We start from the raw sequence: 20,562 nt of genomic DNA on the forward strand, positions 1-20,562 counted from the left end.
GCCGGGACGGCTGATCCGCTGATCGACCCATCGACCCATCGACCCATCGACCGATCGACTCATCAGCGGATCCGCTGATCCGGTGATCGGCCGGTGCCGCCGGCCGGCACCGGCACCACCCACCGCCACCCCTAGCCCTCCAGCAGGGTCCCCATCCACTCCTCGACACCCGCCACCGTGCGCGGCAGGGCGCCCGACATCAGTCGGGCGCCCTCCGCCGTGATGACCAGGTCGTCCTCGATACGGACGCCGATCCCGCGCAGTTCGGCGGGGAGGGTGAGGTCGTCGGGCTGGAGGTACAGACCGGGCTCGACGGTGAGCACCTGGCCCTCCTCCAGCACCCCGTCCAGATACGTCTCGTCGCGCGCCTTGGCGCAGTCGTGGACGTCGAGCCCCAGCATGTGGCCGCTGCTGCAGAGCGTGTAGCGGCGGTGCAGGTCGCCCTCGGCGTCCTTGAGCACGCCCCATTCGGCCAGGCCCTCGGCGATGACCCGCATGCCGGCCCGGTGGAAGTCCCGGAAGCTGGCGCCCGGCCGGAGCGCGGCGATGCCCGCCTCCTGGGCGGCCAGGACGAGTTCGTAGACCTGGCGCTGCACGGGGGAGAAGCGCCCGGAGAGGGGGAGGGTCCGGGTGACGTCCGCGGTGTAGAGGGTGTCCGTCTCCACTCCGGCGTCCAGCAGCAGCAGTTCGTCCCGGTTCAGTGCGCCGTCGTTGCGGATCCAGTGCAGGACGCAGGCGTGGGCGCCGGAGGCGGCGATGGTCTCGTACCCGGTGCCGTTGCCCTCGGCGCGGGCGCGCAGTCCGAAGACCCCCTCGATCCAGCGTTCGCCGCGCGGGTGGGCCAGGGCGCGCGGCAGGGCGCGTACGACGTCCTCGAAGCCGGCGGTGGTGTGGTCCACGGCGAGCTGCAGCTGGGCCACCTCCCAGGCGTCCTTGACCAGGCGCAGTTCCGAGAGGACGCCGGCCAGGGCGGAGTCGGTGGCGGCGTTCCGTCCGGCGACTTCTCCGAGGTCGTCCAGGTGGGCGCAGCGGATGCCGGTGAGCCGCTCGGCCTCGGCCAGGTCGGGGCGGCGACCGACCCAGAACTCGCCGTAGCGGCGGTCCCGGAAGAACTCCTCGCTGCCGCCGGTCCGCGGTGAACGGGGGCGCAGGTGGAGCACGGCCTCGTGGCCGTGCGGGCCGGACGGCTCCAGCACCAGGACGTGGCCGGCCTGGTCCTCTCCGGTCAGGCCCGTGAGCCAGGCGTAGGCGCTGTGCGGGCGGAACCGGTGGTCGCAGTCGTTGGTGCGGACCTTGAGCTCGCCGGCCGGGATGATCAGCCGTTCGCCCGGGAAGCGGGCCGAGAGCCGGGCCCGGCGGGCCGGGGTGACGTCGAAGGCGGTGACCCGGTCGGAGGCCGCCAGCGGGGAGGGCGCCCAGTCACCCGTCATGAAGCGGGACAACTCGGCTGATACCGGCAGGTCGTGGCTGCCGGTGTTGAGAGCGGCGGCGGGCGGGGCGGGGCGGTCGGTCACGGGGGCTCCCCAGGTTTGATGCGAACTGGTGGGCGCACAGGTCTTGTCAGTGCAATTTCACATTACTATGTTACAGCTCACACCGCGGCCCGTGAACTGCGCTCAAATGCCGCGTGACGTAAGGCAGTTGACCTTCTCCAGCACCATTTCCCCCACCTCCCCTCCCCACAGGAGTTCTTGGTGTCCATGCACAGAGCCGTGCGTTCCTCCCTTCTGGCCACGTCCGTGGCGGTGGCCCTGGTCGCCTCCGCCGGGCAGGCCGTGAGCCTCGCCGCCGAACGCACCGCCCCGGCCGCCCCGTCGGCCGCCGCCCTCCCCGGCGCCTTCGCCTCCGGCACCGGTGCCGGCGCCGCGACGGCGCACGGCCAGAACCCGTTCGACGAGGTCGAGCGGCTGGCCTCCGCCCCCGAGACCGTCCCCGCCGCCGACCGCGTTCCCGGCGGCCGTACGGTGAAGCCCGGCGCCAAGGCCAAGGACGCGGCCAAGGTCCCCGGCCCCGCCGAGAAGGCCCCCGCCGCCGCGAAGCGCACGCTCGCCCGGGGCGTGGCCGCCACCACCGCCGCCGGGGTGCCCTGCACCCTCGACGGGATCACCGGCCTCGGCCCGGAGCAGTTCGCCGACTTCCTCGCCGACCCGGCCGTGCAGGCCGACGGATGCCTCCGCGACCTCATCTGGACCTGGGACGCGCGCCTGGCCCCCGTCATGTCCGACGCGCACGTCCAGGCGGTGTCCCGCCGGATATCCGGGCTGGCCGCCGCCCACGACGGCCGCAACTCCTCCCACCTGGAGGAGATGTTCACCTACCTGCACGCGGTGGTGTACCACGACTTCTCGCGCGGCGAGATCGACGTCACCGACGCCCCGACCGTGGCCGCGATGCGCCAGGCCATCGACGGCTTCGGGGCCGCCGCCCGCACCTTCGACGTCACCCCCACCAACGCCCGGACCCTGCGCGAAGCCCTGTACGCGGCCAGCGGCCCCGGCCTGCGCCAGCACCAGCTCGGCCTGATCCGGAACGTGCTCGCCACCATGGGCCCGGACCGGCCCGCCACCAACCGCGACGCCGGCTGGGCGGGTGCCGCCCTAGCCGCGCTCTCCACCGACTACCTGGGCGTGTACCCCGGCAACCAGGACGCCGCCTTCCACGCGGCCGTGGCCGCCGACCCCTCCTACCGGGCCTCGTTCAAGGCGGCCGCCGGCTGGACCCACCTCAAGGGCACCGGCAACGCCTGGGTGGTGCGCGACACCCTCAACGAGTACGCCCGCTTCGGCCAGATCGAAGGACTCAAGGACGGCATCGTCGCCGACCTCGGCGGCCTGCTCGGACAGGTCGAGCGCGACTGGGGCGCCGGCAGCGAGCAGTGGGCCGCGCTCGTCTCCTGGCTCAACCACTACGGGGCGTGCCAGCCGTACGGGGTCTGCAAGGAGGACATCGAGAAGCGGATCTTCCCGTACACCTACACCTACGACAACGGCGCCATCAAGGTCCGCACCGGGCTCCCGCAGACCACCGTCGACCAGCTCTACTACGCGAGCAAGCAGGTCAAGGCGCAGTACCACCGGGTGCTCGGCACCGACCAGCCGCTCGCCGGGGACCCCAACACCACCCTGAACATCGTGCTCTACGCCTCGCGCGCCGACTACGAGCGGTACCACCCGATCCTCACCGGGATGGGCACCAACAACGGCGGCATCTACATCGAGCGCGGCGCCACCTTCTACACGTACGAGCGGCGGGTCCCGCAGGACTCCTCGCTGACGCTGGAGGAGCTGTTCCGCCACGAGTACACGCACTACCTCAACGGGCGGTACGCGGTCCCCGGCTTCTTCGGCGAGGGCCCCTGGTACGAGGGCGACCGGACCACCGCCATGGACGAGGGCACCGCCGAGTTCTTCGACGGCGCGACCCGCGACAACGGCATAGCCGTCCGCAAGTCCCTGGTGAAGAGCGTCATGGCCGACACCGCGGGCGGCGGCCCGCGGATGACCGTCGAGCAGCTCCTGAACGCCACCTACGACGGCGACGGCTTCCGCTTCTATTCCTACGCCGGCACCTTCTTCGAGTTCCTGTGGACCGAGAAGCCCTCGCTGCTCCGCGAGATGTACACGCACCTGCGCAACAACGACGTCGCCAAGTACGACGAGTGGCGCCACCGGACGGGCGCGGACACCTACCTGCAGCGCGACTACGACCGCTTCCTGGACGCCCAGATCGCCAAGGTCGACCAGCTGTACGTGCCGAACACCGCGTTCACCCCGGTCGACCGGCTGCGCGACTCGGCGCTGTCCTCGGTGAAGTCCTCCTTCGCCACGGCCACGTACAACACGCCCGACTGCGTGGAGAACGGGGAGCCCGGGAAGCGCCGCTTCACCTGTACCGGGCGGATCACCGCCAACCTGAAGAACTGGCGCAGCGACGACCAGAACTTCAAGGACATGTCCGAGACGGTGGACTACTTCATCCTCGACCGGGCGGGCGCGGCCTCCAACAACCTGGCCGACATGAACTGCCACTTCGGCCCGGTGGAGATCTGGTCCAACAAGGTGGCCGGCACCTCGTCCTACAGCTGCGAGGGGCCGCTGCGCGGCTGACGCGCAGGCCGGGACCTGTGGGGCCAGGAGTTCGGGGCCAGGAGTTCCGGGGCAGGACCTCCGAGTCCGGACTTCCGGGTCAGGACTTGCAGGTCAGAGCTCTAGGCACGCACAGAAGTATGTGACATATTACTGTCGTGCCCAAGAGACACCCACAGGATGCCTCCCCGGACGTCGTGATCATCGGCGCCGGTGTGGTCGGAGCCGCCTGCGCGTACTACGCGAGCCGCTCCGGCCTGTCCGTCGCCGTCGTCGACCGCGGTCCCGTCGCGGGCGGCACGACCGGCGCCGGGGAAGGCAATCTGCTCGTCTCCGACAAGGAGGCGGGCCCCGAGCTCGATCTCGCGCTGCTGTCCACGAGCCTGTGGCGCGAACTGGCCTCCGTCCTACCGCCGGAGACCGAGTACGAGCCCAAGGGTGGTCTCGTCGTGACGCCCGACGAGACCACCCTCAAGGCCCTGCGCGACTTCGCGCAGGGGCAGCGGGCAGCGGGCGTGGACGCGCTGGAGGTCGGCCCGGACGAGCTCCGCGAGCTGGAGCCGCACCTCGCGCCCGGCCTCGCGGGCGGCTTCCACTACCCGCAGGACGCCCAGGTCCAGCCCGCCCAGGCGGCGGCCCGCCTGCTCGCCGCGTCCGGCGCCGCGCGGTACCTGGGCGAAGAGGTCACCGGGATCCTCCGCGAACCCTCCGGAGCCGTACGGGGCGTCCGCACCGGCCGCCGCGAACTCCTCGCCCCGGCCGTGGTGAACGCGGCCGGCACCTGGGGCGGCGCGGTCGCCGCGCTGGCCGGCACCGACCTGCCGGTGCTGCCCCGCCGAGGCTTCGTCCTGGTCACCGAACCGCTGCCGCGGGTGGTCCGGCACAAGGTCTACGCCGCCGACTACATCGCGGACGTGGCCAGCGGCTCCGCCGCCCTGCAGTCCTCGGCGGTGGTCGAGGGCACGCCGTCGGGCCCGGTCCTGATCGGCGCCACCCGGGAACGCGTCGGCTTCGACCGCTCCCTCTCCACCGAGGCGGTGCGCCGGCTCGCCGCCCAGGCGGCCGCGCTCTTCCCGGTCCTGGCGGACGTGCGGGTGATGCGGACCTACCACGGCTTCCGCCCGTACCTGCCCGACCACCTCCCGGCGATCGGCCCCGACCCGCGCGTCCCGGGCCTGCTGCACGCCTGCGGCCACGAGGGTGCGGGCATCGGCCTCGCCCCGGCCACGGGCGCGCTGATCGCCGCGGCGCTGACGGGGGGCGCGCAGCCCCTGGACCCGACCCCGTTCCGTCCCGACCGCTTCGCGGAGGCCGCCCGATGAGCGACAGCACCGGCAGCGGGGGCCGTACGCCGCGCGACCTGGTCGGCGGAGCGCCGGAAGCGACGTACACGATCAGCTTCGACGGCCGCGACATCCCGGCGCAGGCCGGCCAGACCATCGCCGCCGCACTGTGGGGCGCGGGCGTCCTGGCCTGGCGCACCACCCGCGAGGGCGGAGCCCCGCGCGGCGCGTTCTGCGGGATCGGCCAGTGCTTCGACTGCCTGGCCACCGTCAACGGCCGCCCCAACCGGCGCGCCTGTCTGGTCCCGGCCCGCCCCGGGGACGCCGTCACCACCCAGGAGGGAACCGGTCGTGCCGAACTCGCCGTCTGAAGGGGCTCCGCAGGCGCGGGACGCGCGGGACGCGGGGGATGCCGCCCGGGAGTTCGACCTCGCGGTCGTGGGCGCCGGGCCGGCCGGGCTCGCGGCGGCCGTCACCGCGGCCGGGCTCGGCCTGCGCGTCGCCCTGCTGGACGCGGGCGACCGGCCCGGCGGCCAGTACTACCGCCACCCCGCCCCGGGCCTGGGTGCGGCCCGCCCGGAGGCCCTGCACCACGGCTGGTCCGCCTTCGCGTCCCGCGAGGCGAGCCTGCGCGCGCACGAGGCGGCGGGCCGGGTGGCGTACCTGCCGGGCCACCACGTGTGGACGGTGGTCCCGGCGGAGGAACGCCAGTGGCTGCTGCACGCCGTCGTCGGCGCGGAGGAGGGGGCGGCGACCGTCCGCGCCCGGTCCGTGCTCCTGGCCACCGGCGCGTACGAGCGCCAACTGCCCTTCCCCGGCTGGACGCTGCCCGGCGTGGTCGGAGCCGGCGGGGCACAGGCCATGCTGAAGGCCGGGCTGGTGCTCCCCGGACGGCGGATCGTGGTGGCGGGCAGCGGCCCGCTGCTGCTGGCCGTCGCCGGATCGCTGGCCGCGGCCGGGGCGCGGGTGCCCGCGGTCGTCGAGGCCGCGTCGTACCTCGCGTACGCCGGCCGGGTGCCGGCCCTGCTCCGCAACCCCGGCAAGCTCGCCGAAGGCGCAGTCTTCGGCGGGGCCCTGGTGCGCCATCAGGTCAGACTCCTCACCCGGCACGCGGTGGTCGAGGCGCACGGCACCGACCGCGTCGAGGCCGTCACCGTGGCCCGGCTGGACCCCGACTGGCGGCCCGTGCCGGGCACCGGCCGCCGCATCCCGTGCGACGCCCTCGCCGTCGGCCACGGCCTGGTCCCCCAGCTGGAACTGGCCACCGGCCTGGGCTGCGCCACCCGGCTCGCCGCCGACGGCACTCCGGCCCTGGTCCTGGACGCCGAACAGCGCACCTCCGTCCCCGGCATCTGGTCGGCCGGCGAGACGGGCGGCATCGGCGGCGCCCAACTGGCCCTGACCGAAGGCGAACTGGCGGCGCATGCGGTCGCGGCGGCGCTCCGACCGTCGCTGCGCAGCGGCAGCGGCAGCGGCAGCGACGGCCGCGGCACCGCCCGGCTGCGCCGCCGCCGCGCCCGCCTGCGCGCCTTCGCCGAGGCCATGGGTGCGGCCCACCGCCCGGGCGGAGCCTGGACCGGCTGGGTCACCGATGCCACCGACGTCTGCCGGTGCGAGGAAGTGACCGCCGGCCGGATCCGCGAGGCCGTCGACGAGCTCGGCGCCCGCGACGCCCGCACCGTCAAGCTGCTCACCCGCGCCGGCATGGGCTGGTGCCAGGGCCGCATGTGCGGCCCGGCCGTCGCCGCGCTGGCCGGCTCGGAGCCGACCGCCGACCGCCGCCCGCTGTCCTGCCCGGTGCCGCTCCGGCAACTCGCCGACCTGCCCGTGGCGGCGCCCCGAGCCCGCGCCGAGGCCGACACCGGCGCCGCCGCCGACCCCGAAGACTGACACCCCCGCAGCGCCACCTCTTGTGGCGCACGCACACCACCCAATAAAATGTCACACACCACACTAGGGAGTTCCCATATGAGCGCCGCACCCCGCACCCCCTGGCACGGCATCATGGTCGCCACCACCCTGCCGCTGCGCCCCGACCTCTCCGTCGACCACGACGCCTACGCCGAGCACGTCGCCTGGCTGATCGCCAACGGCTGCGACGGCGTCGTCCCCAACGGCTCCCTCGGCGAGTACCAGACCCTCACCGACGAGGAGCGCGCCCGGGTGGTCCGTACCGCCGTCGAGGCGGCCGGCGACGGTGCCCGCGTCATGCCCGGCGTCGCCGCCTACGGCAGCGCCGAGTCCCGCCGCTGGGCCGAGCAGGCCGCCGAGGCGGGCGCCGGCTCCGTCCTCCTGCTGCCGCCCAACGCCTACCGCGCCGACGAGGCCGCCGTACGCGCCCACTACGCCGAGGTCGCCAAGGCCGGCCTGCCCGTGGTCGCGTACAACAACCCCATCGACACCAAGGTCGACCTGACCCCGGCCCTCCTCGCCCGGCTGCACGCCGACGGCAGCATCGTCGCCGTCAAGGAGTTCAGCGGTGACGTCCGCCGCGCCTACGAGATCGCCGAGCTGGCCCCCGGCCTGGACCTCCTCATCGGCGCCGACGACGTCCTGCTCGAACTCGCCCTGGCCGGCGCGGTCGGCTGGATCGCCGGCTACCCCAACGCGCTGCCGTCCTCCTGCGCCACGCTCTACCGGGCCGCCGTCGCCGGGGACCTGGAGACCGCCCTGCCGCTGTACAAGTCCCTGCACAGCCTGCTGCGCTGGGACTCCAAGACCGAGTTCGTCCAGGCCATCAAGCTCTCCATGGACCTCGCCGGCCGTCCCGGCGGTGCCACCCGGCCGCCCCGCCTCCCGCTCACCGGCGAGATCGAGGCCGCCGTCCGCGCCGCCACCGAGAAGGCCCTCGCCGACGGCCACTGCTGAGCCGACCGCCGAGCCGAAGGCCACCACCGACAGTCAGGGGAGACCCCATGCGTACGCGTCACATCTACCACGCGGTGGACTCGCACACCGAGGGCATGCCGACCCGGGTCATCACGGGCGGTGTCGGGGTGGTCCCCGGCGCCACCATGGCCGAGAAGCGCCTGCACTTCATCGAGCACCTGGACCACGTCCGGACCCTGCTCATGTACGAGCCCCGCGGCCACGCGGCGATGAGCGGCGCCATCCTCCAGCCGCCCACCCGCCCGGACGCCGACTTCGGCGTGCTGTACGTCGAGGTGTCCGGGCTGCTGCCGATGTGCGGGCACGGGACCATCGGGGTGGCCACCGTCCTGGTCGAGACGGGCATGGTGCCGGCCGTCGAACCGGTCACCACCGTGCGCCTGGACACGCCCGCCGGCCTGGTGAGCGTGGACGTCCGCGTCGAGGACGGCGCGGCGACGGCCGTCACGCTCACCAACGTCCCCGCCTTCTGCGTCGGCCTCGACCTGAAGGCCGACGTACCCGGCTACGGCACGGTCACCTACGACCTCGCCTACGGCGGCAACTTCTACGCCTTCGTGGAACTCGACGCCCTCGGGCTGCCCTTCGACCGCACCCGCAAGGAGGACCTCCTCGCCGCCGGCCTCGCCGTCATGGACGCGGTCAACGCCGGACCGGACCGCCCGGTGCACCCCGAGGACCCGGGCATCTCCGGACTCAAGCACGTCTACCTCGCCGCCCCCGGCTCCGACGCGGTCCGCTCGCGGCACGCGATGGCCATCCACCCGGGCTGGTTCGACCGTTCCCCCTGCGGTACGGGCACCAGCGCGCGGATGGCGCAGCTGCACGCCCGGGGCCTGCTCGCACTGGACACCGACTTCGTCAACGAGTCCTTCATCGGTACCGAGTTCACCGGCAGGCTGGTCGGCGAGACCACCGTCGGCGGTCTGCCCGCCGTCGTGCCCACCGTCACCGGACGGGCCTGGATCACCGGCACCGCCCAGTACTTCCTCGACCCGGCCGACCCCTTCCCCGGAGGGTTCCTCCTGTGAGCCCCGCCCCCACTCCGGCCCCCACTCCGGCCCCCACTCCGGCCCCCGCGCCCGCCCCCGCCGCGGACTCCTCCTACACGGTGCATTCCGTCCGCACCACCGACTACCACACCGCCGGCGAACCCTTCCGGATCGTCACCGAGGGCCTGCCGCCCGTCCCCGGGGACACCGTCGCCGAGCGCTGCGCCACCGCCATCGGCCCCGGCGGCTCCGGCACCGCGCCCCGGCGCAGCGCGCTGGACGACGTACGGCGCATGCTGGTGCAGGAACCGCGCGGGCACGCCGGGATGTACGGCGGGTTCGTGGTCCCGCCCGACGACGACGGGGCCCACCTCGGGGTGCTGTTCTGGCACAAGGACGGCTACTCCACCGCCTGCGGCCACGGCACCATGGCCCTGGGCGTCTGGGCGGTGGACAGCGGACTGGTGGCCGCCCCCGAGGACGGGACCGCCCAGGTCAGGATCGACGTACCGTCCGGGAGGGTCACCGCCACCGTCCACCGGGACGGCGGCCGCACCACCGGGGTCACCTTCCGGAACGTCCCCGCCCGGGTCGCCGCCCGCGGGGTGCCGGTGGCCACCACCCTCGGGCTGGCCGAGGTGGACATCGCGCACGCCGGGGCCTGTTACGCCTCCGTGCGCGCCCGCGACCTCGGCCTGCGGGTCGTCCCGGCCGACCTGCCCGCACTGGTCCGGGCCGGACAGGAGATCCGCACCGCGCTGGCCACCCACCCCGCCACCTGGCACCCGGACGGACCGCTGCTCTCCGGCGTCTACGGGGTCATCCTGTACGAAGAGCTGCCCGACACCCCGTTCGGCCCGCACCAGCGCAACGTCACGGTCTTCGCCGACGGCCAGATCGACCGCTCGCCCTGCGGGTCGGGCACCTCCGCCCGGCTGGCGCTGCTCGCCGAGGACGGGCTGCTGGGGACCGGACAGGACCTGCTGCACGAGTCCGTGGCCGGGACGGTGTTCACCGGCCGGATGCTCGACGGCGGAGTCACCGAGGTCACCGGCACCGCCTACCGGACCGGCGAACACGGCTTCCTGCTGGACTCCCGGGACACCCTCGGCACGGGGTTCCTGCTGTGACGGCCGCGCCGGGCGCCGCCGGCACGAGGGACATGCTCCTCCTGGGTGCGGAGGAGATCGCCGGGCTGCTCGGCCCGGCGGCCGCCGCCGACGCCCTGGCCGGCGCCCTGCACGCCGGCCTCGACCCCGAGAGCTGCCCGCAGCGCGCCAACGTGCCCGTACCGGCGGGCGAACTGCTGCTGATGCCCGCCGCCTCCGGCGCCTGGGCCGGGGTGAAGGTGGCCGGGGTCGCGCCCGGCAACCCGGCCCTCGGCCTGCCCCGGATCACCGGCAGCTACCTGCTGCTCGACGGCCGCACCCTGCGCCCCGTCGCCCTGCTGGACGCCGCCGCGCTCACCGCGCTGCGCACCCCGGCGGTGTCCGCCCTCGCGGTGCGCGCCCTCACCCCGGCCGGACGGCCGCTGCGGACGGTGCTGTTCGGCACCGGCCCGCAGGCGTACGGGCACCTCGACGCGCTGCTCGCGGAACGTGAACTCGACACGGTGACGGTGGTCGGACGCAACGCCGACGGGGCCGAGCGGCTCGCCGCGCACGCCCGTGCCCGCGGGGTGGCCGCCCGTACCGGCAGCGCCGGCGACGTGGCCGGGGCCGATCTGGTGGTCTGCTGCACCACGGCCCGCGAACCCCTCTTCGACGGGCGGCTGGTGGCCGACGGCGCCACCGTCGTCGCGGTCGGCTCGCACGAGCCGGACGCCCGCGAGACCGACACCGCGCTCGTGCGACGCGCCGCGGTGTGGGTGGAATCGCGGGCCGCGGCCCTGCGGGAGGCGGGGGACCTGCTCGTCCCGGAGGCCGAGGGCGCGACGGGGCCGGGCCACATCACCGGCACCCTGGCCGACCTGGTCGCCGGGCGCGGGCCGGCCGCGGGGCCCACCGGGCCCGCCGGGCCCCCAGGACAGCCCGGGGGGCCCGGGGGGCCTCCGGGCTGTCCTCACCTCTTCAAGAGCGTGGGCATGGCCTGGGAAGATCTCGCTGTGGCGGTGGCCCTGTACCGGGCCGCGCACGGCGCCACCGGGGGCGACAGCGAAACGTGACATTGTACGCTGTTCCTCTGCGATTTCTCGGAGGAATGCGATGGGTGACCTGAAGCAGCACAGTCTCATCAAGGCCCAGGAGCGGCTGCGTGATCAGGTGGGCCATGCCCTTCGAGCAGCCCTGATAGCCGGACAGCTGGAGCCCGGCCGGGTCTACTCGGCGCCCACGCTCGCCGCCGACCTCGGTGTGTCGGCCACCCCGGTCCGCGAGGCGATGCTCGACCTGGCCCGCGAGGGCCTGGTCGAGCCGGTCCGCAACAAGGGTTTCCGGGTCACCGAGGTCAGCGAACGCGACCTGGACCAGTACACCGAGCTGCGCACCCTGATCGAGGTCCCCACGATCGGCGTGGTCACCCGGATCGCCGCCAAGGAAGCCCTGGAGGAACTCCGGCCCATCGCCCAGGAGATCGTCACCCAGGCCCGCGAGCACAACCTGATCGGCTATCTGGAGGCCGACCGGCGCTTCCACCTCACCCTGCTCGGCCTCGCCGGCAACGAGCGCCTGGTGGAGACCGTCGGCGACCTCCGCAAGCGGTCCCGGCTGTACGGGCTGACCAGCCTGGACAGGGCCGGCCTGCTGGTGTCCTCGGCGGAGGAGCACCTGGAGCTCCTCGACCTGATGCTGGCCGGCGACGCCCCGGCCGCCGAGGCGTGCATGCGCCGTCACCTCGGCCACGTCCGCTCCCTCTGGGCGACCTGACTCCCTCACGGACCGGAGCGGGGCCCGGAGAACGAGCGGGGCCCGGAGATCGAGCGGGGCCCGGACCTGTCGGTCCGGGCCCCGCGCGCCGTCATGGCGCCGCGCCTACCGCAGGGCGGCCTTCAGGAAGGCGAGTTGCTGGGCGGCGATCTTCTCGTGGGTGCCGTTCGGGGTCATGTGGGTCACGCCGGGGAGGGCGAGGAGCTGGTGCGGGCGGCCGGCGTCGGTCAGGGCGCGGGAGAGCCGCAGGGTGTGCGAGGGGTGCACGTTGTCGTCGGCCAGGCCCGTGACCAGCAGCAGGGGGCGGGTCAGCCGGGGTGCGTCAGTGATCAGTGACTCCCGGTCGTAGACCTCCGGGTTGTCCGCGGGCAGGCCGAGGTACCGCTCCGTGTAGGCGGTGTCGTAGTGGCGGAAGTCGGTGGGCGGGGCGCCCGCCACGGCGGCGTGGAAGACGTCCGGGCGGCGCAGTACGGCCGCCGCGGCCAGGTAGCCGCCGTAGGACCAGCCCATGACCCCGACGCGGTCGAGGTCGAGTTCGGGGTGGCGTTCGCCGAGCGCCCGGAGGGCGGCCACCTGGTCGTCCAGGGTGACCCGGGAGAAGTCCCGGTACATGGCGTGGGTGAAGGCGGGGGAGACGTTCGGGGTGCCGCGGTTGTCGGTGGTGACCACGGCGAAGCCCTGGTCGGCCCACCACTGCCGGTGCTGCCAGCGGCGCGGCTCCAGGCTGACGTCCTGGAAGCCGGGCCCGCCGTAGCCCTGGACCAGCACCGGCAGGCGCTGCCCGGGCACGTGGCCGCGGGGCAGCACCAGCGCGGTGGGCAGGCCGAGTTCGGTGACCCGGGCCAGCCGGGGCACCACCCGGTACGGCAGCGGCTCGGAGAGGTCGGCGGGGGTGAACTCCCGCCCGTCTGCGGTGCGTACGGTCCTGCGGACGCCGTCCGGGCCGGCCGAGGTCAGCAGCAGCGCCCCGGCGGAGGCGGTCACGGAGTGCACGCCGGGGCCGTCGGCGAGCGGGGTGAGGGCGCCGGTGTCCGGGTCGAGCAGCAGCACCTGCTGTTCGGCGGGGTCGCGCAGGCCGGCCTCGACCAGCAGTTCGCCGTCGTGCTCCCCGGCCACCCCGCGTATCTGCACCCCGTCCCCGGTGAGCAGTACGCCGTCCAGCGCCAGCGCGCGGGCCGCGCCGTCCGCGGTGTCGGCGGCGGTGAGCACGCGGCCGTCGGAGAGCCGGGCCGGGGTGCCGGGCAGGGGGTCCACCCAGTGCGGGTGGGTGGTGCGGGACAGCTCGCGGGTGGCACCGGTGGCCGGGTCCGCGGAGAGCAGGAGGACGTTCTGCTGGAGCCGGTCCTGGACCGTCAGCAGGATCTCCTCCGGGCTCTCCCACCCGGCGTCGGAGACGTAGGGGTACGTCGCGGTGTCCCAGACCAGGGGGACCCGCCGACCGTCCGGGCCGAGGACCCACAGGCCGACCTCGGCGTTCGGGCCGCCCGCCTCCGGATAGGCGAAGTCCTCGGCGGGGAGCTCGGGGTGGGCCGGGTCGGCGAACCAGCGGCGCTGCAGCGCGGACTCGTCCACCCGGGCGGCCAGCAGGGCCTGCCCGTCGGGGGACCACCAGTGGCCGCGGGCCCGGGCCAGCTCCTCCGCGGCGGCGAACTCGGCCAGGCCCCAGCGGGCGCCGTCCTCGGGGCTGACGCGCCCGGCGCTCCAGGGGGCCGTGGTGTCATCGGCCGCCGGTGCGGGGTCATCGCCGGCCGGGGCGACGTACAGCGCGTCCCCGCTCACATAGGCGATGCGGCTGCCGTCGGCGTTCGGCCGCGGGTCCACGACCGGGCCCGCGGCCGGGATCTCGCGCGGCTTCCCGGTGCCGTCGCCCGGGACCTCGTACAGCCGGCCGTAGAGCGCGAAGACGGCCCGCCGTCCGTCACCGGAGAGGGCGTACGAGCCGATGCCGGCGGCGACGAGGCGGATGCGCTCGCGGAGCCGGCGCTCGGCGACGGGCAGCTCGCCCGGTTCGGGGGAGAGGTCGCGGGGGTCGGCGAGCAGGCTCTCGGCTCCGGTCGTGGTGTCGAGCACCCGGAGGGAGTCGTACGGATCGGTGGGGCCGGCGGAGCGGAGGAAGTAGAGCAGGCGGGCGTCATCGCCGAAGGCGAAGGCGCGAGGGGCGCCGTGGGTGAACCGTCCGGTGCGGGCGGAGAGGTCGAGAAACGGATCCATGAAGTGGAGTGTGACATGTGAAATGGCATGCGCCTAGCCTTCGGCCGTTCGAGTGGTGACGCTCCGCGCCCGGGCTTAGCGTCGGAAGGGTGGACCGGAGCGACGAGGACCGGAACGGCGCGGACCGGAACGCCCCCGTGCCGTCCACCGAACCGGGCGGCGGCAAGGCCGAAGGGCGCGGGGACGGACTCGCCCTCTTCGTCATCGCCTCATGCCAGTTGATGGTGGTGCTCGACATCACCATCGTGAACATCGCCCTGCCGCACATCCAGACGGCGCTGGGCTTCTCCACCGAGAGCCTGTCCTGGGTGGTCAATGCCTACACCCTCACCTTCGGCGGCCTCCTGCTGCTCGGCGGGCGGGCCGGCGACATCCTCGGCCGGCGCCGCGTGTGGATCTTCGGCGTGCTGCTCTTCGGCCTGGCCTCGCTGCTCGGCGGTTTCTCGCAGACGGCCGGTCAGCTGATGGCCGCCCGGGCCGTGCAGGGCGTCGGTGCCGCCATCGCCTCACCCACCTCACTGGCCCTGATCAGCACCACCTTCAAGGAAGGCCCGGAGCGTGCCCGGGCCTTCGGCGTGTTCGCGGCGGTCTCGGCGGGCGGCGGCGCGATCGGCCTGCTGGCCGGCGGCATGCTCGTCGAATGGCTCGACTGGCGCTGGGTGTTCTTTGTCAACGTCCCCATCGCGCTGACGATCGCCCTGATCGCGCCGCACGTCCTGAAGGAATCCGAACGCCACCCCGGGCACTTCGACCTCGCGGGCGCGCTGACCGGCACCCTCGGAGTGGTGGCCCTGGTCTACGGGTTCATCCGGGCCGCCCAGGAGGGCTGGCGGGACCCGGGCACCTCCGTCTCCTTCGCCGCCGCCGTGCTGCTCCTCACCGGGTTCGTGCTGATCGAGCGCCGCTCGCGGCAGCCCATCACCCCGCTGCACATGTTCGCCGACCGCAACCGCTCGGGGACGTACGGCATCATGCTCTTCCTGGCCTGCGCCCTCTTCGGCATGTTCTTCTTCCTGACCCTGTTCGTGCAGAACGTGCTGGGCTTCAGCCCGATCGAGGCGGGCCTGTCCTTCCTCCCGGTCAGCGTGATGGTCGCGGTGGTCGCCAACATCACCTCGAAGCTGCTGCCGAAGTACGGGCCGAAACCGTTCATGGTGGGCGGCGCGCTGAGCACGACCATCGGCCTGGCCTGGCTGAGCCTCACCGACGTCCACTCCACCTACCTGGGCAGCATCCTGGGGCCGATGCTGCTGTTCAGCGCGGGCATGGGCATGCAGTTCGTCTCGCTGACGCTGACGGCCCTGTCGAACGTCGCCGACCGGGAGTCGGGCGCGGCCTCCGGGCTGCTGAACACCACCCAGCAGGTGGGCGGCTCCCTGGGCCTGTCCATCCTGGTCACCGTGTTCGGCGCGGCGAGTACGACGGAGGCGGCGCGGCAGGTGGTCGCCTTCCTCGCGCGCGCCACGCCGGTGCAGCGGGCGCTGTTCGAACGCACCCGGACGCTGCCGGACCCGTGGGGGGACCGGGTGCTCACGGCGGGCGTGTCCGCGGCCTTCACGGTGGCGGCCCTGTTCACGCTGGTCGGGGCGGCGATCGCGCTCTTCGTGATCCGGGTCCGCCCTTCGGACCTGGAGCGGCTGCAGGGCGGCCGGCACGGATGACGGGGCGGGTGCCGCCCACGGGCGACCGGGAGGGCGACCGCCTCCGCAGGTGGCCGGGGCGAGTGGGTGAGCCCCGGCCACCTCTCACCGGGCGCCGACTCCCGGTGAGGGGTGACCGGGCGTCCGGGGGCCGGGTGGCGGGCGCGGGCCCGCACTGCCCGGCCCCACCCCCGTGCGCCCGGTGGACCTGTGGAAGTGGCGTCATCCTGGCAGGACGGCAGGGCCCGGGTATTGGAAAAAACCGCCGAACCGCAGGTGGGAAGGCTTCCGCTTGACCCGTCGAGCCGGGGGCAGGAGCAGCGGGCGGAGGGCGGCAGGCAGCAGGGAGGAGGCGGCCGGCGGTGGGCCGCCGGCCGCCGGCAGCGAACGCCTGGCCGCCAGGACGCCCGGACGCCAGGTCAGAGCAGCACGCTGGTCACCCGGCCCGGGACCCGGTCCACCGGCCGTTCGCCGCCGCCCCGGTACGCCAGGAACTGCCCGGGCGCGCAGCCGGTCATCTCCCGGAAGTCCCGGTGCAGGTGCGCCTGGTCGTAGAAGCCGCACGCCGACGCCGCCTCGGAGGCCCGGTGCCCGGTGGTCAGCATCCGCAGGGCCCGCTGCATCCGCAGCACCCGGGCGGCGGACTTCGGGGACAGCCCGATCTGCTCGCGGAAGCGGTGCTCCAGGCGGCGGGCGCTCCAGCCGGCACCGGCCGCGAGCTCGTCGACGGGCACCAGGCCGCCCGTACGCAGCAACCGGTGCCAGGCCCACATCACCTGCGGGGCGGCGGCGGGCCCCGCGGCGGCCCGCTCCAGCAGCACCGCGTCGAGCAGGGCGAAGCGCTCGGCCCAGCCCGGCGCCCGGTCGAGCCGTTCCTCCAGCCGGGCGGCCTCGGCGCCCAGCAGGTCCGGGAGCGGGACGACCCGGTCCCGGAGTTCGTGCATCGGGAGCCGGAAGACGGTGAACGCCATCCACGGGGCGAAGTGGATCTCCACCCCGTGCAGTCTGCCGCCGTGCTCGCCGACCGTCGCGTCGGTGCGCAGACCGGTGAGCAGCGAACGGTAGGCGGTGCCGCCGCCGGAGCGGGGGCCGCCCACCTCGGACATCCGTGATATCCGTACCGGCTCGGCGAAGTTGACGACCACGGTCGCGGTCCCGTTCGGGATCTCGATCCGCCGCTGCGGGCGGTCCATCTCCACCCGGTAGCCGCGGTACCCGCGCACCCCGGGCCGCAGGGCGGGCGCGGGCGCGGCGGTGGCCAGCCGCCAGGTCCCCTGCGCGGTGACTCCCGAGGCCCGTCTCACGGACACGGTCCCGTCGGCGCGTACTACGACGGGGCGACGGGCCGGATCCGGCACCGGGCCGGGCCGGTGACCCGCAGGGTGATCCCGGCCGCCACCGGCACCTCCCGGTCCACGGGTTCGAACTCGTACGCCCGGAGGATCATCGCCAGGGCGATCACCGACTCCAGCATGGAGAAGTGCTGCCCGATGCAGGCGCGCGGGCCGCCGCCGAACGGCAGCCACGCGTACCGGGGCCGCCCGGCCTCCGCCTCCGGGGCGAACCGGTCCGGGTCGAACCGCTCGGGATCCGGCCAGTAGCGCGGGTGCCGGTGGGTGACCCAGGGCGCGATGATCACGTCCGCGCCGGCGGGCACGGTGAAGCCGTCGACCTCGGACGCGGCCACGGAGCGGCGGCCGACCACCGGGGCCGCCGGGTACAGCCGCATCGCCTCCTTCAGCACCTGCGTCAGGTACGGCAGCCGGTCGAGGTCCGCGGCCTCCGGCGTCCGGTCGCCCAGCACCTTCGAGATCTCCTCGCGGGCGCGGTCCTGCACCTCGGGGTGGCGGGCGAGCAGGTGCAGGGCGAAGGCCAGGGAGGTCGCTGTGGTCTCGTGCCCGGCGAGCAGGAAGACGAGCACCTGGTCGCGGAGTTCGGTGTCGTCGAACGCCCCGTCCTCACCGCCGCCGGCCGCGGCCAGCAGCGACAGCAGGTCCTCGCCACCGTCCTCGTCGCCGGTCCCCCCGCCGGCATCGGCCCCGGTCCGGCGCCGGCGCTCTATGATCCCGTCGCACACGCCGTACAGTTCGGCGATCGCGGCGGCCGCGCGCTTGTTGCCCGGGGTGGGCCAGGTACGGGGGATGCGCACGGGGGAGTAGCCGCGCTTGAGCACGTAATCCGTGATGACCGGAAAGCACCGGTCCACGACGGGGACGGTGGCCTCGACGTCCGCCCCGAACAGGATCCGCGCCACCGCGCGCAGGGCCAGCTCCATCATGGAGTCGGACACGTCCACCACCCCGCCGGGGGCCGACTGCCAGGCGTCCAGGGCGGTCTGCGTCTCGGCGGCGATGGCACCGGCGTACGAGTCCACCCGGCGCCGGGTGAACAGCGGCTGCACCAGCCGACGCTGGCGCAGGTAGTCCTGGTCCTGGCTGGTCAGCAGGCCGTTCCCGAAGGATTCGCGGATCTCCTGGTAGAAGGTGTTCTCCTTGCGGAAGTTGGCCGCGTCCGAGGCCAGGACCTGCTGGGCCCCCTCGGCGGAGAACACGCAGTACAGCTCGACCCGCAGGCCGGGCGGCCCGGCGGAGATCCGGACCACGTCACCCAGCTCGCGCCGGGCCCGCAGATAGGTCCCCAGCGAGTCCTCCCGCAGATCGAGAACCGACCCGAGCAGCGGCACCCCCGCCAGCCCCGGGACCTTCGTGCCGACGCCCTCTGTCACTGCCATCCCGGTGTCCCTTCCGCGATCTCAACGCCCCGATTCTGCCGTCCGGTTGCCCGCGAGGGCGAGCCCCACCACCGGTCACACGGCCGATTCCCGCCCTTGACGTCCGCGCGTGCATCCGCTCGCCGGACGCGCTTCACCGGCACACTGGCATGGATTGCCATATGGCAGTTGCTGACAATTTGATGGATGCTCACCTCTGCAACATCTTCAGCTTCCAAGATCCACGCGCTACGTTCCCGCTCCCGCTCCTGGAAGGAACCCCCGCGTGCGATCGATATCCCGCGCCCTCGGCGTGTCCGCCGCCGCTCTGACCCTGGTGGCCGCGCTGGCCCCCGCGGCCGCGCATGCCGCACCCCCGGCCTCCGGATACGCCTCCGGCGCCGGCGTCACCGCCCCCTCCCGCGTCCTCGCCGTCCCCGGCACGGTCAACGCCCGCGACACCGGCGGCTACACCACCTACGACGGCAAGACCACCCGCTGGGGCGTGCTGTACCGCTCCGAGACCCTCTCCAAGCTCCCCCCTGAGGGCGTCACCGCGCTCGGCCGCCTCGGGCTCGGCAGCGTCATCGACCTGCGCACCGCGCCCGAGATCCAGGCCGACGGCGCCGACCGCCTGCCCTCCGGGGTCACCCCGGTCGCCCAGCCGGTCGACGACACCAGCCTGTTCGCGTTCATCGGCCAGGTCGTACGCAGCAAGGACCCCGCCTACCAGCAGGCGCAGCTGGCCAACGGCAAGGCCGAGGCGCGGATGACCGCGCTCTACCGGGGCTTCGTCACCAACCCGGCGAACCGGGCCGCGCTCGGCGCCGCGATCCGCAGCACGGCGAACTCCTCGAAGCCGGTGATGTTCCACTGCTCGGCGGGCAAGGACCGCACCGGCGTCCTCGCGGACACGATCCTGCGTGCGGTCGGAGTACCGGCCAGCACCTCGCAGCAGGACTACCTGCTGTCCAACCAGCTGCGGGCCGCCTCCGACAAGGCCCTCCGGGACCAGGTGAAGGCCGCCGGCTACATGCAGGACCCCGACCTGCTCATCCCGCTCCAGGAGGTGCGCGCCGACTACCTCGCCGCGTTCCGCGACCAGGCCGTGAGCGACTACGGCAGCTTCGGCGACTTCCTCACCGACGGCCTCGGCCTGGACGCCGCCACCCTGCTCAAGCTCCGCCAGCGCATGGTCGCCTGACGCAGGACGGACGAAGCCCCCGCCGTCCGGATCGCATCCGGGGCGGGGGCTTCGTGCTGCGGCCTATCCGTGGAAGGTGATGTAGCCGTTGCCGTCGCGGTCGTTGGCGCTCTTGGTGTAGGCGTGGGTGTCCGCGGAGGCACCGCCCGGCTTGTACAGCTTCACGGTGTCCTTGTCGTTGTTCCAGATGAAGTTGCAGTTGTTGCGGTAGGCGACGTTCCCGGCGTCGGACTCGGTGCCGCGGCCTCCGCGCAGGCGCACGAAGTCGCCGGGCTCCAGGTAGTGGTTGATCTTGAAGGTGTAGGAGTTCCCGACGGAGTCCTTGACGGTGTAGCCCTTGAGGTTGACCGTGCCGCGCGAGTAGTTCTTGACCACGACGTACTCGGCGGCGGTGTTGCCGGTGGTGCAGCTGTTGGAGTCGCGCCCGGGGGCGTCGTACTGGATGCCGCTGATCTTCAGCGCCGAGGAGTACTCGGCGGCCTGCGCCGGGGCGGCAGCCAGGGCTATCGCGGCGGTCGTGACCGCAAGGGCCACGGCGGTCTTCTTCATGAGGTTCCTCCCCCTGATGGGTCTGCTGGGCGGCGTGAAGATACACGGATTGCAACCACGGCACGATATGCCGCCAGAGGATGAGATGGGCATGGCGCAGCCCCGTCGCCGAAGTCCGTTCCGGCACGCCAAGAC

Annotated in this window: 16 protein-coding genes; 11 read left to right on the forward strand and 5 right to left on the reverse strand. The window is 73.9% G+C overall.

Annotated features, from left to right (window positions below; translation table 11 throughout):
• Positions 1-131: 131 nt before the first annotated feature.
• Entirely contained in the window at positions 132-1,514 is a 1,383-nt protein-coding gene (locus AB0O36_RS00985) for an aminopeptidase P family protein (protein WP_365102147.1), read from the reverse strand.
• Between the two features lie 180 nt (positions 1,515-1,694).
• Between AB0O36_RS00985 and AB0O36_RS00990 the strand changes: the two genes are divergently transcribed.
• The 9 genes from AB0O36_RS00990 (at position 1,695) to AB0O36_RS01030 (ending at position 12,113) form a co-directional block, all read left to right on the forward strand.
• Positions 1,695-4,106, forward strand: a complete 2,412-nt coding sequence (locus AB0O36_RS00990; protein WP_365102150.1) for a collagenase — start codon at positions 1,695-1,697, stop codon at positions 4,104-4,106.
• 137 nt (positions 4,107-4,243) lie between these two features.
• Entirely contained in the window at positions 4,244-5,407 is a 1,164-nt protein-coding gene (locus AB0O36_RS00995; RefSeq protein ID WP_365102152.1) for an FAD-binding oxidoreductase, read from the forward strand.
• Positions 5,404-5,739 carry a (2Fe-2S)-binding protein gene (locus AB0O36_RS01000; RefSeq protein WP_365102155.1) on the forward strand — a complete coding sequence of 112 codons (336 nt, stop codon included), beginning with the start codon at positions 5,404-5,406 and terminating at the stop codon, positions 5,737-5,739. The genes AB0O36_RS00995 and AB0O36_RS01000 overlap by 4 nt, the downstream gene beginning before the upstream one ends.
• Complete coding sequence (locus AB0O36_RS01005) at positions 5,720-7,258, forward strand: NAD(P)/FAD-dependent oxidoreductase (protein WP_365102158.1); 1,539 nt, start codon at positions 5,720-5,722, stop codon at positions 7,256-7,258. Before AB0O36_RS01000 ends, AB0O36_RS01005 begins: the two co-directional genes overlap by 20 nt.
• Positions 7,259-7,336: 78 nt before the next feature.
• Positions 7,337-8,236, forward strand: a complete 900-nt coding sequence (locus tag AB0O36_RS01010) for a dihydrodipicolinate synthase family protein (RefSeq protein ID WP_365102161.1) — start codon at positions 7,337-7,339, stop codon at positions 8,234-8,236.
• 47 nt (positions 8,237-8,283) lie between these two features.
• Positions 8,284-9,288 carry a proline racemase family protein gene (locus AB0O36_RS01015; protein WP_365102164.1) on the forward strand — a complete coding sequence of 335 codons (1,005 nt, stop codon included), beginning with the start codon at positions 8,284-8,286 and terminating at the stop codon, positions 9,286-9,288.
• An 80-nt stretch (positions 9,289-9,368) separates the two neighbouring features.
• Positions 9,369-10,379 (forward strand): proline racemase family protein, encoded by a 1,011-nt coding sequence (locus tag AB0O36_RS01020; RefSeq protein ID WP_365102532.1) that lies wholly within the window; start codon positions 9,369-9,371, stop codon positions 10,377-10,379.
• Entirely contained in the window at positions 10,376-11,413 is a 1,038-nt protein-coding gene (locus AB0O36_RS01025; protein WP_365102166.1) for an ornithine cyclodeaminase family protein, read from the forward strand. The genes AB0O36_RS01020 and AB0O36_RS01025 overlap by 4 nt, the downstream gene beginning before the upstream one ends.
• A 40-nt stretch (positions 11,414-11,453) precedes the next feature.
• Entirely contained in the window at positions 11,454-12,113 is a 660-nt protein-coding gene (locus AB0O36_RS01030) for a GntR family transcriptional regulator (RefSeq protein ID WP_365102167.1), read from the forward strand.
• 105 nt (positions 12,114-12,218) lie between these two features.
• Here AB0O36_RS01030 and AB0O36_RS01035 read toward each other — a convergent pair whose 3' ends face one another.
• On the reverse strand, positions 12,219-14,324 hold the full coding sequence (locus tag AB0O36_RS01035; protein WP_365102170.1) for an alpha/beta fold hydrolase: 2,106 nt from the start codon (positions 14,322-14,324) through the stop codon (positions 12,219-12,221).
• Positions 14,325-14,461: 137 nt separating this feature from the next.
• On the opposite strand from AB0O36_RS01035, the gene AB0O36_RS01040 reads away from it, so the two are divergent.
• Entirely contained in the window at positions 14,462-15,985 is a 1,524-nt protein-coding gene (locus AB0O36_RS01040; RefSeq protein ID WP_365102535.1) for an MFS transporter, read from the forward strand.
• A gap of 398 nt (positions 15,986-16,383) precedes the next feature.
• Here AB0O36_RS01040 and AB0O36_RS01045 read toward each other — a convergent pair whose 3' ends face one another.
• Entirely contained in the window at positions 16,384-17,268 is an 885-nt protein-coding gene (locus AB0O36_RS01045; protein ID WP_365102172.1) for a helix-turn-helix domain-containing protein, read from the reverse strand.
• A 23-nt stretch (positions 17,269-17,291) separates the two neighbouring features.
• Positions 17,292-18,695, reverse strand: a complete 1,404-nt coding sequence (locus AB0O36_RS01050; protein ID WP_365102175.1) for a cytochrome P450 — start codon at positions 18,693-18,695, stop codon at positions 17,292-17,294.
• Between the two features lie 265 nt (positions 18,696-18,960).
• Between AB0O36_RS01050 and AB0O36_RS01055 the strand changes: the two genes are divergently transcribed.
• Positions 18,961-19,878, forward strand: a complete 918-nt coding sequence (locus AB0O36_RS01055) for a tyrosine-protein phosphatase (protein ID WP_365102177.1) — start codon at positions 18,961-18,963, stop codon at positions 19,876-19,878.
• A gap of 63 nt (positions 19,879-19,941) precedes the next feature.
• On the opposite strand, the gene AB0O36_RS01060 is transcribed toward AB0O36_RS01055, so the two are convergent.
• On the reverse strand, positions 19,942-20,427 hold the full coding sequence (locus AB0O36_RS01060; RefSeq protein WP_365102180.1) for a lamin tail domain-containing protein: 486 nt from the start codon (positions 20,425-20,427) through the stop codon (positions 19,942-19,944).
• Between the last annotated feature and the right edge of the window lie 135 nt (positions 20,428-20,562).

Origin of the sequence: Streptomyces sp. NPDC089799, assembly GCF_040684755.1 — a bacterium.
In the GTDB taxonomy this organism is placed as follows: domain Bacteria; phylum Actinomycetota; class Actinomycetes; order Streptomycetales; family Streptomycetaceae; genus Streptomyces.

Bases quoted from the DNA above. Each gene is read 5' to 3' on its own strand.
- AB0O36_RS01000 (WP_365102155.1), top strand. From the start codon at position 5,404: ATGAGCGACAGCACCGGCAGCGGGGGCCGTACGCCGCGCGACCTGGTC.
- AB0O36_RS01010 (WP_365102161.1), top strand. From the start codon at position 7,337: ATGAGCGCCGCACCCCGCACCCCCTGGCACGGCATCATGGTCGCCACC.
- AB0O36_RS01015 (WP_365102164.1), top strand. From the start codon at position 8,284: ATGCGTACGCGTCACATCTACCACGCGGTGGACTCGCACACCGAGGGC.
- AB0O36_RS01030 (WP_365102167.1), top strand. From the start codon at position 11,454: ATGGGTGACCTGAAGCAGCACAGTCTCATCAAGGCCCAGGAGCGGCTG.
- AB0O36_RS01035 (WP_365102170.1), bottom strand. From the start codon at position 14,324: ATGGATCCGTTTCTCGACCTCTCCGCCCGCACCGGACGGTTCACCCAC.
- AB0O36_RS01050 (WP_365102175.1), bottom strand. From the start codon at position 18,695: ATGGCAGTGACAGAGGGCGTCGGCACGAAGGTCCCGGGGCTGGCGGGG.
- AB0O36_RS01060 (WP_365102180.1), bottom strand. From the start codon at position 20,427: ATGAAGAAGACCGCCGTGGCCCTTGCGGTCACGACCGCCGCGATAGCC.